The organism is Arthrobacter psychrochitiniphilus (assembly GCF_003185915.1).
GTDB classification, from domain to species: Bacteria; Actinomycetota; Actinomycetes; order Actinomycetales; family Micrococcaceae; genus Specibacter; species Specibacter psychrochitiniphilus.
On record NZ_QHLZ01000003.1, the window covers coordinates 345972 to 360476 of the forward strand.

Here is a 14505-nt window from a genome sequence, read left to right on the forward strand (position 1 = left end):
CAAGGAGTCATTCACATGCTGAAAATGTTCAAGAAAAAGGGCGAGCAGATTTTCTCCCCTGCAGAGGGTACCGTGATGGCGCTTGCCGACGTTCCCGATCCAGTATTTGCCAGCGGCGCCGTTGGTGCGGGATTCGCCGTCGAACCGTCCGAAGGTTCCTTCCGCAGCCCTGTAGACGGCGAGTTGATCTTGGTGGCCAAAACCCTCCACGCCTTTGCCGTGCGCACAGATGCCGGCGCCGAAATTTTGGTCCACATTGGCATGGATACCGTGAAGCTCAAGGGCCAAGGATTCACCGGGCACCGAGTCAAGGGTGATCGTGTCCAGAAGGGTGATCTGATCATCAGCTGCGATCTGGCACAGATGAGCGCATTGGTTCCCTCCATGGTCACCCCTGTCCTGCTGACCAACGGCACGGCCTTTGCCATTGCGGAGACTGAAATCGGTGCGGACAACAGCGCTCCGGTGCTCACGGTTCGGAAAAAGTAGCATGTTGCCCCGCACGGGAACTGGCTGCGAGTTGGAGATGGCCGGAATCGCAGCATTATGGAACTGAAGCCGGGTGAATCCGCCACTATCAAGAGGGTTTACAACAACAACGTGTTGCTGGCCGGGCTCCCTGATGGCAGCGAGATGGTGCTGGTGGGCAAGGGCATTGGGTTCAACCACCGCCAGGGGGAAACTGTAGATGTTGAAGCGGCTGATCAACGATTTGTGCCCGACGGCAGCTTCGCCGCCAGCCATGGCGCTGGTGTTCTCGGAGACGCGCCGCTGGAACAAATTGAAGTGGCGCGGGAAATCATGGCGATGGTCCAGGCAGAGCTGAGGCTTGAGCCCCGGCTGTCATTGCTGGTGCCCATCCTCGATCACATGGGTTTCGCTGTGCAGCGCGCCCGTGAAGGGATCAAAGTTGACTTCCCGCTCCGCTGGGAAGTGGCACAGCTTTACCCGGCAGAGGGCAATCTTGGCCGGCGGGTTGTTGCCCTGATCAAGGAGCAGCTCGGTGTCCAACTCCAAGATGAAGAGTGGGTGGCGTTCGCCCTCCACTTCGTCAACCAGCAGTGGTCCACGTCCGACTTTTCCAAGACAGTTTCCATGACCGAGACCATCGCCAAGGTTTTCACCCTGCTATCCGTGCGGTGGCAGAGCAACATTGATGAAAACGCACACAGTGCCGCTCGCTTTGTCACCCACCTGCGTTTCCTCTTTGCCCGCTCGGCCAAAGCCACCACCTCAGCCGTACTAGGGGTGGATGTTTTTGAGTCTGTGCGGCAGGCCTACCCGGAAGCCGCTGAAGCAGCGCTTGAGGTGGCCGAGCTCATTGGAGAAGCCCTGAACCGGCACCTCGGAGCGGACGAAGTTTCTTATCTGGCACTGCACACGAGCCGGCTCTACGTCGAAATGCTTAAAACGGAGAACTCACCATGATTGACAACGCTAGCGCCATCACCGGAACCGGTGTTGTGTCAGGGCTCGCCTACGCTCCGGCACTGTGGGTGAATCCGGAACCCGAGCTGGCCTCCAAGTATGAAGCCTTACTCGTGGAGGACGTCCGGGATGCCGAGGCAGAGCGGTGGAAAGCTGCTGCCGAGATGGTGGCGGCACGTTTGTTCCAGCGGGCAGCCACGGGTTCTGGAGCGGCTGCCGATGTCCTCAGCGCCACCGCAGCGCTGGCTGGTGACCGCGGTCTGCAGCGAGCCACGCTGAAGATGATCGCTGCCGGTTCCACGGCGGAGGCTGCCACCGTCGCCGCGGTAGGCGCGTTCATCGTCAAGTTTGAGAAGTTGGGCGGGCTCATGGCGGAGCGGGTTGCTGATTTAGGTGATATCCGCAACCGCGTGGTCTCTGAACTGCTGGGCCTGCCAGAACCTGGAGTTCCCACTCCGGCGAGCCCCATCATCCTCTTGGCAGATGATCTTGCCCCGGCGGATACGGCAACACTTGACCCTGCCCTGATCCGGGGCATTGCCACCAGATTAGGCGGGCCCACCAGCCACACCGCCATCATTGCCCGGCAGCTGGGCATCCCCTGCATTGTTGCTGCCGCAAACCTGGCAGATATTGTGGACGGTTCGGTGGTGCTCCTTGATGGTTTCGCAGGGACAGTGGAACGGGGGACCGTGCCGGCCGAGTCGGAGAGCAAGGTTTTGGCCGATGCCGAACGCCGGCTCGCCATCCAGTCCTGGCGAGGTCCGGGGCGGACCAAGGATGGAACAGCAATCGAAATACTGGCTAATGTTCAAGATGGTGCCGGTGCACGCATCGCGGCCGGATATCCCGCCCAAGGCGTGGGGCTATTCCGCACTGAACTGTGTTTCCTCTCCGCCCAAAGTGAACCGTCGGTGACCGAGCAGGCCAGTATTTACGGCGAAGTGCTGGCTGCCTTCCCGGGACAGAAAGTTGTTTTCCGCACGCTCGACGCCGGATCGGATAAGCCGGTGCCCTTTGTCTCGCACCCGGATGAAGAAAATCCTGCCTTGGGTGTGCGTGGCATCCGGCTCGGCAACGTGGAGCCCGGAATCATAGAGCGCCAACTTGACGCTCTAGCGCTGGCCGCCGAGCAGCAAGGTATTGCCGGCGCCAAAGTCATGGCACCCATGGTTGCCACCCTCGATGAGGCGCGGAACTTTGCTACAGCATGCCGGGCACGCAAGCTCTCGCCCGGGATCATGGTGGAGGTGCCCTCCGTGGCGCTGCTGGCAGATGCCTTCATGGCAGAGGTGGACTTCTTCTCCATTGGCACCAACGATCTGACGCAGTACACCATGGCGGCGGACCGGATGGCACCCTCCCTGGCAGCACTGACAGATCCTTGGCAGCCAGCCGTGCTGGCGCTGATCAGCTTGAGCGCCGCCGCCGGAATCCGCAGCCAAAAGCCTGTGGGCGTGTGCGGGGAGGCGGCGGCCGACCCACTGCTCGCCTGCATCCTGATCGGCCTGGGTGTGAGCAGCCTGTCCATGGCCCCGGCAGCACTTGCCGGTGTAGGCATCCAGCTGGGCGAGGTAACACTGTCCCAGTGCCAAGAAGCTGCAGAAGCCGTCCTGCGCACCACCACCACTGAGCAGGCCAGGGCAACGGCCCGCGAGATGCTTTCACCAACCATCCATAGCAATTCCAAGGAGTAAGAAATTATGGCCAAGCAAACAGTCACCGTTGGATCATCCGTGGGTCTGCACGCCCGCCCCGCAGCCGTCATCGCGACGGCGGCAGGTGCCTACGATGAGGAGATCCTGCTCAGCATTGACGGCGAAGACCCGGTGGAAGCCACCTCCGCGCTGATGATCATGACACTCGGCGCGGATTTCGGCATGTCAGTGGACGTTGAGTCGGAGAACGCTGACGCGGTTGCCGAAATCGCAGCACTTATTGCCAAAGATCTGGATTCCTAAAACCGTTCACCACTACACCCCCGGTCTGCAGACCGGGGGTGTAGTAGCTTCCGCGCAGGACGTGATTTGACGGGGCGCAGCTTTGAGTCAAACCAGAAATGGGGAGTCCCTGAGGCGCTACCGCTCGGTACGGAATATGTGGTGGAGTACGCAACGAAGCAGTCTTACCATTGCTTCTGGAAGCTATGGCAAAGTGCAGATAAGGCAGGGATCTCTATGATCTGGCTTGGGAGGGCTAGTTATGGAACCAACTCCATGCCAGGCGCAGACGCATCAAACGCTTGCAACTCCGCTCTTCGCCAGAGGTCATGGGGTCGCGGTGTTAGCTGTACTTCCGGCGATCGTTGAACTGCCGTGTAATCCTCAGTTTCTTGATGGATGAAGAGAACGTCATCTTTGAATACAATGGCGGCCCACCGACTGCGCTGAGGTCTTCGCAGAGATGAACTAGCACCTAGATCTCACACCGGGTAGAGCTCACCCTGGTTTAGCCCGGAGATTGCCAAGTTTTGGTACCCGGCACTGGGCCACGCCCGCCACAAACCCCATCGCCGGGCCCGCAGATCAGCTCGGTACCGGAGGTCGGGGCACCATTTTTATGGGCTTCCGGTTCCGCGCTCGCCACAAAATCCGCATCGGCCACCAAGTCCGTGCCCGCCACCAAGTCTGGACCCACTACAAAAGGCCACATCCCTGAAGGTGGCTGCCCTCCATGTGCCGCGAACTTCGGATCCACTGTGATACTCCTTGCCGGCCGCGCAGGCGGCCATCTCCTTGGGCGCCACAACAAATGTTGTGCCCAAACGTGTCTTCGGAGTCGGGCGCCTCATGGATTGCATTGGCGCCCAGGACCGCCTTGACCGCGGTGAGGTTGTCTTGGCCACGTCCTGCATGGACTGATGGCCCGAGCGGAAGGTGTACTTGTTGGCGCCGGTGACCGCGTCAGTGGCTGCGGGGCCGGAAATGTAGAGGACCTTGTTCTGCTCGGCCTGCCCAACAAGTTTCAACGCAATGCCGGAGGAAGCGGTCCCGGCGAGGATCTTGTAATCCTTGCCGATGAGTTCCTTGGCAACAGTCAGCCTGGTCGGGATCCCCGCCGTCGTCGTGGTAGGCGATGTTCAAGGCGGTCTCGCCTACCTTGTTGCTCCACTTGGTGGCGTAGTCCAGACCAGCCTGCAGGCCCTCGTAGTTGGCGTCACCGTGGACGGAAAGGGGTCCTGTCTTGGAGTGCACAATGCCGATGTTTACCGCTGCAGGGCTGTCGCTGCTTTGCGTCTCGGTGCCCGGAGTTGTGCTCGGTGCACAGGGGAAAGGGTGAGACCGGCGGTTAGCACCGCAGCGGTGAGGAACTTATTCGTTGCCGTCACCTCAGTGGCCTTTCGTTGCGGGTAGGCCCGCCGATGGAACTTTTCCCGGATGCAGATGGGACTGGAATAAGTCCGTAACCTCAAAGGTGATTCAGATTACGTAAAAGACAGCATGCGGCGCATCCATCCGGTCACTTGGCGCCCTGCCTTGGCGCCCTGCCACGGGCCCTGCCACGGTGCCCAGCGAAGTGGTCAAGGTAGCCGGCCCGGCCCAAAAGCGTCAGGGGAACTGACTATTGTGGAGGTTATGGATCTTTCCCTTATCCCCTATGTGGAGTATGCGGCCCTCAGGGACCTTGTTGGACCGGCGGCAGTGCACCGCGGGCTTGACTACTCCAGCAATGGCTATGTTCACAACATTGCGTGGGTTGAAGAACGGCTCCAATTACAGTGCCGAGTCAGCGGAAGCCGGGGAGAGACCTACACCACTAGTGCTTCCTTTGCGGATGAGCCCAAGGGTGCCGTCCTCACCGGAGGCGCGTGCAGCTGCCCGGTGGGCTGGAATTGTAAGCACGTGGCGGCCTTGGTGTTTTCCAGCAACTTCATGCTGGAAGAAACCGATCCTGCGGGGCTACCCGGCACGGCAATCGCTCCCGCCGCCAAGCGAATCGCCACGAAGAAGCCTGCCACCGAGCAGACCGGCAAGGTCCAAGCGCTCATGCCCAAAACAAAGAAGCCGGTTCCTGTCCAGCCAGCGCTTTGGGAACAAAAGCTTGAAGCGATTCTCCACCCACCAGTGGTGGCTGCGCCCTCGTATTGGGGCCGGATGCAGGCCGTGGGTGCTGGGGAAACCACAAGTCCTCTGGCGCTGCAATTTGAGTTGCTCGAAGAACCGGTGGATCCCTACGCAGCCCGGAGCTCGTCGCGGAAGAAGTCAAAAACCGGCCGCGTCAAAACCGAGCAGAAGCCGCGTGTACGGCTCGGGGTGCGCCCCGTCATGCGCAACGAGGCAAACAAGTGGGTTGTGGGCAAGCTCGCCTGGGACTCCATGCACCAGTTTTATTACATGGGTGGTTTGAATCCGGAGCACAAGAAGTGGCTGCAGGTCTTTGACTCCCTCTTTAAAACCACCAGAACCGGTTATGGCACTGGCAAGTGGATGTGTCTGGATGACTACAATTCGCCCCTGTTCTGGAACTTGCTGGCCCAGGCCCGTGAAATTGGTCTGGACTTTCTCACGTCGCGAAAGTCCACCACCGTCACGTGGGCCGCGGAGGTTGACGTGAGCACGGAGGTCATCTCCACGGATGACGGCGGTATCCGCCTGGCCGCCCATGCAAACATCAACGGAACCGTGCTTGACACGGCCATGATGGGCACCCTCGGAACACCCGTTCATGGCATCTTTTGGTGGACCGGCGGAAACGAAAAAACCGCCCTCACCCAGCGCAATATCCATTTCGCGCCGGTCAAAGGAGCCGTGGGGGAAGCGCTGAAGTTGCTGATCGAGGGTAGGTCCCCGGTGGACATCCCCGCAGCCGCCCGGGAGCGCTTCCTCACCAACTACTACCCGCAGCTGCGCCACAGCATGGACCTGCGTTCTCATGACGGCAGCACAGGATTGCCGGAAATTCGGGACCCGGAACTTGTCCTGACAGCCGTTCACATTCCGCCGGTTCCGGCCACCAAACCGGACCGGAGGCGCAAGGGCGCCACCCAGCCTGCCAGTCAGTCCGCCAAAGCAACCGGACCCGCTGTGGAGTTGCACTGGCATTGGGAATACGTTGTTGGCCAAGCGACCACCAGATACCCCATGGTTCACGACGGCACCGGCCAACGTGATGATGATTTCGAGACCAGGCTGCTCCAGAATGTGGTGGAGGCGCTCGCCGATTTCCCCGCAGCCACCAGGGAATCCTTTCCTCACCCACCCAGCATGCATCCGGGCAGCAACGAGCCGGTGCATCTGAAGGATGTTGCCGCGGCCAGATTCAGCACCGAGGCGCTGCCCGCCCTGGCCGGCCTCGAGCAGGTGCGCGTGGACACTACCGGTTCGGTGCCGGACTATAAGGAGCTGACGGGGACCCCGCAGATTGGCATTAGCACCCGGGCAACGGGCGACGGCGACTGGTTTGATTTGGGTGTCACCGTCGCCTTGGGCGGGGCGGATATTCCGTTCGGCGAGTTGTTCTTGGCGCTGGCTTCGGAGGAAGAGCACCTGATGCTGCCCAGTGGGCACTATTTTTCACTGGACCAGCCCGAATTTGAGCAGCTGCGCCGGCTGATCGAGGAAGCCCGGAGCCTGCAAGAACCCGGGGAGTCCTTAAAGATCAGCCGCTACCAAGGCGGGCTGTGGGAAGAACTTAAGGAACTGGCCACCACGGCTGAGCAGGCGCAGGCGTGGGAGAAGTCCGTGTCCGGGCTGCTTGAACTGCAGGAGGTTGGCGCAGTTCCGGTCCCGGCAACACTTCATGCCTCACTGCGCCCCTACCAGCAGGAAGGATTCAACTGGCTGGCGTTCCTGCATGAACATGGCTTGGGCGGGGTTTTGGCCGATGACATGGGGCTGGGCAAAACACTGCAGACCCTGGCTCTGATCACCCATGCCAAAGCAACGGCGCCCCACGGGAACTCGCTGCCGTTCCTCGTTGTTGCACCTACCTCGGTAGTGTCCAATTGGGAGGCCGAAGCCCGCCGTTTCGCGCCCAGCCTGACCACTACGGCCGTCACCGATACCCTGCGCAAGAGCGGCAGCGATGCCGCAGCATTGGTGAGCGGGGCCGACGTCGTGATTACCTCCTATGCACTCTTCCGCCTGGACAACCAGGCGTACGCGAGCCAAGCGTGGGCGGGGCTGATCCTTGATGAGGCCCAGTTTGCGAAGAACCACCTCACCAAGGCAAACCAGTTGGCGCGCACTTTCCCTGCCCCTTTCAAGCTGGCGATTACCGGCACGCCCATGGAAAACAACCTAATGGAGCTGTGGTCACTTTTCGCCATCACCGCCCCGGGGCTGTTCCCCTCGCCCACCCATTTTGCCGACTACTACCGCAAACCGGTGGAGAAGGACGGGGACGCGCAGCGGCTTGCGCAATTGCGGCGCCGCATCCGGCCACTGATCATGCGGCGCACCAAGGACGCCGTTGCCAAAGAGTTGCCGGCCAAGCAGGAACAGGTTCTGGAACTGGAACTCGCGCCCCGGCACCGGGTCATTTACCAGCGCCATCTGCAGCTTGAACGTCAAAAAGTCATGGGCCTGCTGGGGGACATGGACAAGAACCGCTTCGCGATTTTTAAATCTCTCACCACGTTGCGGATGCTCAGCCTGGATGCCTCGTTGGTGGATCCGAAGTATGCCAGCGCCCCGTCCAGCAAGCTCGATGTGTTGTTTGAACAACTTGAGGACGTGGTGGCTGAGGGGCACCGGGCACTGATTTTTAGCCAATTCACCTCATTTTTGGGCAAGGCCAGGGAGCGTTTGGATGCGGCGGGGATTGAGTACGCCTATCTGGATGGGAAAACCCGCAAGCGAGGTGAGGTGATCGAGGGGTTCAAGTCCGGGACGGCGCCGGTGTTTTTGATCAGCCTGAAATCGGGCGGCTTTGGTCTAAACCTGACGGAAGCGGACTATTGCTTCCTGCTGGATCCTTGGTGGAACCCGGCCACCGAGAACCAGGCCGTGGACCGCACCCACAGGATCGGGCAGACAAAAAACGTCATGGTGTACCGTCTGGTCGCCAAGGACACCATCGAGGAGAAGGTCATGGCGTTGAAGGAAAAGAAGGCGAAACTGTTCACTTCCGTCATGGATGATGATTCCATGTTCTCCTCCGCCATCACCTCCGAGGACGTGCGGGGACTCTTTGACGCGTAGCGGCCGAGGACAGGAAGGCCACCATGGGGAGCTCTCTCCATGGCAGGACTAGATCGAGGGATGTAGCCTCAGAAGCAAGATAGGTCAGTCTAAAGTCAGCGAGGCAGTGGTGGCGCAATTCCTTGGTTCCGACGTAGGCGAGCTACGTGGTTTTGCTAAAGACATCTCTTCTGCGGCAGATGATCTGGACCTGGTGAGCAAAAAGCTCACACAACTGATTGTGCAAAATCGTGGCTGGCAAGGCCCTGATGCCCAGCGGTTCACCAGCCAATGGCACGGTAGGCACCGTCCCACGCTGGCAAAAGTGGTTCAAGGACTTCTCACCACGAGCAGGGAACTGCGGGTGCAGGCGGATGAACAAGAACGCACCAGCCTGGCTGCAGACATTACGTCCCCAGGTGGCGCAACGTCCGCGGATCACTCAAGTTCGCGGTATCCGGACAGGGGCAGTGCCGATCTCAGCGAGCAGGCGTTGGCGGACTTGAAGGTATTGGTGGATAAGGCGGCGGATGCCAATAATATTTTCCGAGGTAACGATGCAGACATTGAACAGCTGCGCAAGGCACTCGATGAACTGACCCCCGCAGAACTGGATCAGTTGCTGGCGAGCCTCTCTGACCAGGACCTTAACGCCCTGGGCCAGGCGCTTGCCAAGGACGGCAAGGGTATCTTCAACTGGGAAGGGACCACGCCATTTGAACGTCAAATACTGCTGGAGAAGATCCTGTCCAAAGCGTCACCAGAACAAGTTGCCCGGATTAAGGAACAAATCCCGTGGGTCCAGCCAAACGCCGTTGCTCAAGGTGATGCTGCACGCCCAGGCGGTGCTAACAGCGATGATTCAAATGAGTGGATGAATCCCTCCGGGCCCGTAGTGGGCACTCATCCGGGCAAGGATGATATCAGCCAAGGCGGTTATGGCGACTGTGTTGTTATGGCCGGACTTGGGACAATAGTGGATAGGGACCCAAACTGGGTCCGGGATCATGTGGTGGACAACGGCAACGGCACTGTTTCAGTCCAGCTGTATGACAAGAACGGCAATCCCCAATGGGTGAGCGTTACCAATGATCTTCCAGCCGCGGACGGCGGAGCGCAGAAGGGGGCCCAGCCAGGGGTCAACGGGAATTGGCCCGCGTACGTTGAGAAGGCCTTGGTGCAGGTCTATGGCGAAGATGACAGCAATGATGGCACCAACAGCCACGGAGTCAAGGACAAGATTTACGGGCCGGGCGAATACCGGGCTATTGAAGGAAACTACGGCAAGGATGCACTGGCGTATCTAAGCGGAGATGATATTTCCACCATCACTTCATCCCAACAGTTGTGGTCTGCTGTGGAGAATGGGCAGCCTGCAATTGTGACAACCAAGTCCGAGTTACCCGACGGCGCTCCCGACGGATACGTTGCCGGCCATGCCTTCTTTGTTGACGGAATGGATGCGGAGGGCAACATTATTTTGCAGAATCCCTGGGGCCCAGACAGGCCGAAGGTGCACATGAGCCCCCAACAATTTGAGGAAATGTTCGGTAATGCAAGTATTGTGGCGCCATGATGGTTCAACACCGGCGTTTTCTGGCCACGGCAGTACTGGCTGCATGCCTGAGCTTAGTGGCATGCTCCACGGGTTCTACGGCTGATCCAACAATAAAGGTAAAGGAATCTTCCATGACAGCAAGCAATGACGGCTGCACCGGTGAAGGACACTACACGCTCGCAACGTCCGCAGTGGGTCCGGTGCCAGCGCTTCCCGCGTCGACTCTTGGAGCCGGCTACACTCCAAAGATTGGCCTGGTCGGCACCAAAGTGAACGCGAAGGTTCCCACCGTCAGCCTCATGGTGTGGGCCAATGAACCCAAGCCCTCAACGGATGAAACTTTCAAGGATCTGGCACTCGGGGACGAACTGACGTTTCGCGGATACACCCTGAAAATTACCTCTATCTGCCCCGGCAATACCCAATTTGATCTACTCACTCAGGCCGAACCGACAGACTAATGAAAGGGGCGACGGCGGTTGCCGCCCCTTTTACGTCCAAGGTGCGGCAACCGCCGTCGTACTTCAGTAATTCAGGCTGCTGCTTAGAGCAGTTCGGCGCGTAGCTCGGCGGCGGACTTGGGGGAGAGCAGACCGGGTGCCACATCGAAGACCGTCTTGGCGCCGAACTGGCCGGCCTGGCTCATGCGGTGCACGGCGCGGGCGTAAGCCACTAACACGCTGGAGGTGAACTCCGGGTTGCTCTCCAAGGCGAGGGAGTACTCAATGACCTGGGCATGCTCATCCGTGGTGTTGCCGCTGCGAATTACAAAACCGCCGTGCGGCATGGCTGCGTGGTCACGGGCCAGCTCATCAGCGGTGATGAAGTTGACAGTGGTATCGTACTGGTCAAAGTAGTGTTCCATGCCCACGATCTCAGCGCGCACGGCATCCTCGGAGGCGCCATTTGCCAACACCACAAAGCATTCGCGGGTGTGCTTCTGGCGCGTGGTCAAAACCGGGCGTGAGCCGCTACGGACCTCTTCAATGGCGGCCTCAGACGGGATGGTGTACTGGACGCCGCCGGAAACGCCAGCCACACGGCGGATGGCGTCCGAATGTCCCTGACTCAGGCCGCGACCCCAGAAGGTGTACGTTTCGCCGTCGGGCAGCAACGCCTCGCCGTAGACGCGGTTGATGGAGAACATGCCCGGATCCCAGCCTGCGGAGATCAGCGCGGTCTTCTTGTTCGCCAAGGCGGGGGCGTCCACCGCGGCGAAGTGCTCAGGGATGCGCGCGTGCGTGTCAAAGCTGTCCACCGTGTTGAACAGGGCAGCCAGTTCCGGGCCCTGCTGAGGGAGGTCAGACTTGGAGCCGCCACACAGGATCAATACGTCAACGTGGTCCCCGTGCCCGCCTAAGTCGTCCATGGAAAACACGGGAGCACCGGCATTCAACGGCACCAGATCTGAGGGGTTGCGGCGTGTGTAGATGCCCACCAATTCCATGTCAGCGTTCTTGGCAATGGCTGCCTCAACCCCGCGACCTAGGTTTCCGTAACCGGCAATTCCAATACGAATCGGCGCACTCATGAGTTCTCCATCCAGTCCTCGGGCCGCTCTTCGTTGACGGCCTCATCCACTGGCATTAACGGTACCGCCTACCGCCTTGCCAGCGCACAGTGGAACCGGCAGACGGACAGGGAAGCCAAGTGCCGGCGTCGTGCCGGGGGCCGGCCTAGTGCCTGGGGAAAGTGGCGTGCCGGGGGATAAAGGCGTGCCGGCCGGGAAATCAAACCTCGTTGAGCTGCTGTTCCAAGAACCCCAACGTCTTCTCCCACGCAATCCGAGCTGCTTCGGGGCGGTACATGGAGGTGTTGGAGTCGTTGAAGAATGCATGCCCGGCATCGGGGAATACGGTGGGGCGGAAGTCAACCCCCGCTACCGCCATGGCTGCGGTGAGCTCCGGGAGAGCGCCCATCAAGCCGGTATCTTCCTCACCGTAGAAGGCAAGTATTGGGCAGGTGATGCTGTAAAGCTCGTCACCTGCGAACGAGGCATGGCCGTAGAAGGGCACTGCCGCAGCCAGCCGCGGCTCTTGCATGGCCAAGGCAAATACGTAGCTGCCGCCGAAGCAAAAACCGACGGCCGCCGTCCGGTCTGCACCCTCAGGTGTTGCCTCTAAGTAGTCAAAAACAGTGGCAACCCCCGCCGTGATGGCCGCGGCCTTTTCTGGTGAGTTCAAGGGCGCCATGGCGGCCCGGATCTTCGGCTGCACCTCATCTTGGGCATTATGATCCTTGCGGCGTTCGCCCAGCTCCGCCAGCAGTACCGCATCCAAGCCTGCCAACCCCATCAGATCCGGTGCCACAGCCAGGTAGCCTTCAGCCGCGAACCGATCGGCGACCTCGCGGATGTGCGGGACCAAGCCCCAAATCTCGTGGATGACCACCACGGCACCCCGGGCGGGGCCTGACGGTTCAGCCCGGTACCCCTGAAAATCCTGTCCTGCTGCAGAAAAATCAATCATTGTGCCCATAGGTCAACACTGGCACGCTCGGGCGCAGCTTTCCAGAGGTCTGGGGAACTTTCGCACACCCACAATGTTGCCTATGCGCACGCGGGCGGCACACCGGCCACCAGACCCACCCCGCCTGGCGGTAAACTTGGTGTGGGTGTTTTCCCTGCCCCGCCTCACCACCAAAGGACCACACCCATGAGCTTGATCCGCCTCAACGACGTTTCCGTGCGCTTTGACAAGGTTGCGGTGCTGCGCGAAGCGTTCTTCAAGCTCGAGGCAGGGGACCGGGTGGGACTGATTGGGCGCAACGGTTCCGGCAAGTCCACGCTCCTGAAGCTCGTCATGGACCAGGTGGAGCCCGATTCCGGCACAGTCGCCGTGGAACTGGGCACCAAGATTGGCTATTTTTCGCAGTTCTCTGAGCTCAACGGTTCTTCCACCATTCTGGAGGTACTCGAGGAAGTCTTCGCGCACGTTAAAGAGGTCGAGGCGCAGCTGGCCGAGATTGATGGTGCGCTCGCCGTCGATCAGTCCGAGACGGAGATGGACCGGCTCATCCACCGCCAGTCCGAACTTTTTGCCGACATGGACCGGCTGGATGGCTGGGATTACCAGCGTTCCATTGACAAAGTTCTGACCACGCTCGGCTTCAACGAGGCCCACCGCGTGTGCGCCATTGATGAACTCTCCGGCGGCTGGCGTAACCGTGCCGCGCTGGCCAAGATCCTCCTCGAGGCCCCCGATGTGCTGCTGCTCGATGAGCCCACCAACTACCTTGACGTGGCCGGCGTGGAATGGCTGGAGAGCTGGTTTAAGAACTTCCAAGGCGCGGCCATCATCGTCTCGCATGATAGGAAATTCCTGGACTCCGTGGTCACGCGCATCATCGAGGTGGAGAACTTCCATCTGCATGAATATCCCGGCAGCTTCAGTGAATATGTGGTGGCCAAACAGTTCCGGCTCAAGACCCTGGAGAGCCAGTTCATGCACGAATCTGAACTGCTCGCCTTCGAAGCTGAGGGGATTTCTGATCGCCGCGAGGCCTCCAAGGCGGCGTCTAAAGGGCTCGATTCCAAGCTGTCCAAGATCAAGAAGTCACGTGCGCCGCGTCCCGTGGACAAGATCATCACCGAGATTTACGGCGGCCTGCATGTCAAGGATGTGCTGTGCCGGGTGGAGTCGCTGAGCAAGTCCTATGGCGAGCGGACGCTGTTCAGCGACCTCAGTTTTGAGATTCGCCGCGGCAACCGGATTGTGGTGCTCGGCGCCAATGGTTCGGGCAAGTCCACGCTGCTGCGCGCCCTGACGGGGGAGGAAGAGGCCGACGCCGGTTATGTCACCTGGGCGAAGGGTGGCGGGCTGGTCTCCTACAACCAGGTTCTGGCGGATCTGGACCCGGAGGACACCGTCACGCACGCGGTCAATGCGATGCCTGACAGCCTTGCACTGACAGCAACAAAGAAGTCCGTCAACCGTTTCCTTGCCATGTTCCAGTTCTCGGAAGCTGATTTGAAGCAGCGGATCGGAGCGCTCTCGGGTGGTCAGCGCGCCCGCGTTGCCATGGCCCAGTGCCTGCTCTCCGGCGCCTCGGTATTGGTGCTCGATGAGCCCACAAACCACCTGGACATGTCCAGCACTCAGGTCATGGAGCGGGCCCTCTTGCATTTCCCGGGCGCCGTTTTGGTGGTCAGTCACGACCGCTTCTTCACTGACAAGATCGCCAACCGCCGCCTTGTTTTCAACCCGGACGCGCCCGGGCAGATTGACGTACGCATGGGCTAGCAGCCTGGTTTTCGTTGCCGGGCGCATGGGCTGGGTTCCCGTTCAATAGATCGAATATTTGTTTGGGTATCTATTGCGTCTTGATTACGGTAAGACTAAAATGGGGGTATGAGTATTCGGGAGCAGGTCCCCGGGGACCGGGGCGGTACAGCCACAC

Annotated in this window: 12 protein-coding genes; 9 read left to right on the top strand and 3 right to left on the bottom strand. The window is 60.2% G+C overall.

Going from position 1 to position 14505, the window contains the following annotated elements:
- The first annotated feature begins 15 nt into the window (after positions 1–15).
- From CVS29_RS07190 to CVS29_RS18400, 5 genes are all read left to right on the top strand, one after another.
- On the top strand, positions 16–489 hold the full coding sequence (locus CVS29_RS07190) for a PTS sugar transporter subunit IIA (protein WP_110105633.1): 474 nt from the start codon (positions 16–18) through the stop codon (positions 487–489).
- A 57-nt stretch (positions 490–546) separates the two neighbouring features.
- The gene (locus CVS29_RS07195) at positions 547–1428 is read left to right on the top strand and encodes a PRD domain-containing protein (RefSeq protein WP_110105634.1); all 882 of its coding nucleotides are present in this window, start codon (positions 547–549) and stop codon (positions 1426–1428) included.
- Positions 1425–3125 carry a phosphoenolpyruvate--protein phosphotransferase gene (gene ptsP, locus CVS29_RS07200; RefSeq protein WP_110105635.1) on the top strand — a complete coding sequence of 567 codons (1701 nt, stop codon included), beginning with the start codon at positions 1425–1427 and terminating at the stop codon, positions 3123–3125. The genes CVS29_RS07195 and ptsP overlap by 4 nt, the downstream gene beginning before the upstream one ends.
- 6 nt (positions 3126–3131) lie before the next feature.
- Positions 3132–3389: an HPr family phosphocarrier protein gene (locus CVS29_RS07205; RefSeq protein WP_110105636.1), complete on the top strand. Its 258-nt coding sequence runs from the start codon at positions 3132–3134 to the stop codon at positions 3387–3389.
- Positions 3390–4136: 747 nt separating this feature from the next.
- Positions 4137–4289: a hypothetical protein gene (locus tag CVS29_RS18400; RefSeq protein WP_170120919.1), complete on the top strand. Its 153-nt coding sequence runs from the start codon at positions 4137–4139 to the stop codon at positions 4287–4289.
- Positions 4290–4331: 42 nt separating this feature from the next.
- On the opposite strand, the gene CVS29_RS18190 is transcribed toward CVS29_RS18400, so the two are convergent.
- On the bottom strand, positions 4332–4622 hold the full coding sequence (locus tag CVS29_RS18190) for a hypothetical protein (RefSeq protein ID WP_146213009.1): 291 nt from the start codon (positions 4620–4622) through the stop codon (positions 4332–4334).
- A 381-nt stretch (positions 4623–5003) separates the two neighbouring features.
- Here CVS29_RS18190 and CVS29_RS07215 point away from each other — a divergent pair, with 381 nt between their 5' ends.
- From CVS29_RS07215 to CVS29_RS07225, 3 genes are all read left to right on the top strand, one after another.
- The gene (locus CVS29_RS07215) at positions 5004–8570 is read left to right on the top strand and encodes a DEAD/DEAH box helicase (protein WP_170120920.1); all 3567 of its coding nucleotides are present in this window, start codon (positions 5004–5006) and stop codon (positions 8568–8570) included.
- A gap of 106 nt (positions 8571–8676) precedes the next feature.
- Positions 8677–10125 carry a C2 family cysteine protease gene (locus CVS29_RS07220; protein WP_110105639.1) on the top strand — a complete coding sequence of 483 codons (1449 nt, stop codon included), beginning with the start codon at positions 8677–8679 and terminating at the stop codon, positions 10123–10125.
- 113 nt (positions 10126–10238) lie between these two features.
- Complete coding sequence (locus CVS29_RS07225; protein ID WP_110105640.1) at positions 10239–10568, top strand: hypothetical protein; 330 nt, start codon at positions 10239–10241, stop codon at positions 10566–10568.
- A gap of 83 nt (positions 10569–10651) precedes the next feature.
- Here the strand turns inward: CVS29_RS07225 and CVS29_RS07230 are convergent, their stop codons facing one another.
- Both CVS29_RS07230 and CVS29_RS07235 read right to left on the bottom strand, forming a co-directional pair.
- Positions 10652–11638 (bottom strand): diaminopimelate dehydrogenase, encoded by a 987-nt coding sequence (locus CVS29_RS07230; RefSeq protein WP_110105641.1) that lies wholly within the window; start codon positions 11636–11638, stop codon positions 10652–10654.
- A 199-nt stretch (positions 11639–11837) separates the two neighbouring features.
- Positions 11838–12584 carry a dienelactone hydrolase family protein gene (locus CVS29_RS07235; protein ID WP_245932104.1) on the bottom strand — a complete coding sequence of 249 codons (747 nt, stop codon included), beginning with the start codon at positions 12582–12584 and terminating at the stop codon, positions 11838–11840.
- Positions 12585–12761: 177 nt separating this feature from the next.
- Between CVS29_RS07235 and CVS29_RS07240 the strand changes: the two genes are divergently transcribed.
- A complete protein-coding gene (locus CVS29_RS07240; RefSeq protein ID WP_110105642.1) occupies positions 12762–14348 on the top strand; it encodes an ABC-F family ATP-binding cassette domain-containing protein in 1587 nt (528 codons plus the stop codon).
- Positions 14349–14505 lie beyond the last annotated feature (157 nt).

What these genes read in the sequence shown, in the direction of transcription:
- CVS29_RS07225 (WP_110105640.1), top strand. Translation starts at nt 10,239, where the DNA reads ATGACAGCAAGCAATGACGGCTGCACCGGTGAAGGACACTACACGCTC.
- CVS29_RS07215 (WP_170120920.1), top strand. Translation starts at nt 5,004, where the DNA reads ATGGATCTTTCCCTTATCCCCTATGTGGAGTATGCGGCCCTCAGGGAC.
- CVS29_RS07230 (WP_110105641.1), bottom strand. Translation starts at nt 11,638, where the DNA reads ATGAGTGCGCCGATTCGTATTGGAATTGCCGGTTACGGAAACCTAGGT.
- ptsP (WP_110105635.1), top strand. Translation starts at nt 1,425, where the DNA reads ATGATTGACAACGCTAGCGCCATCACCGGAACCGGTGTTGTGTCAGGG.
- CVS29_RS07240 (WP_110105642.1), top strand. Translation starts at nt 12,762, where the DNA reads ATGAGCTTGATCCGCCTCAACGACGTTTCCGTGCGCTTTGACAAGGTT.
- CVS29_RS07190 (WP_110105633.1), top strand. Translation starts at nt 16, where the DNA reads ATGCTGAAAATGTTCAAGAAAAAGGGCGAGCAGATTTTCTCCCCTGCA.
- CVS29_RS07235 (WP_245932104.1), bottom strand. Translation starts at nt 12,584, where the DNA reads ATGGGCACAATGATTGATTTTTCTGCAGCAGGACAGGATTTTCAGGGG.
- CVS29_RS07205 (WP_110105636.1), top strand. Translation starts at nt 3,132, where the DNA reads ATGGCCAAGCAAACAGTCACCGTTGGATCATCCGTGGGTCTGCACGCC.
- CVS29_RS07195 (WP_110105634.1), top strand. Translation starts at nt 547, where the DNA reads ATGGAACTGAAGCCGGGTGAATCCGCCACTATCAAGAGGGTTTACAAC.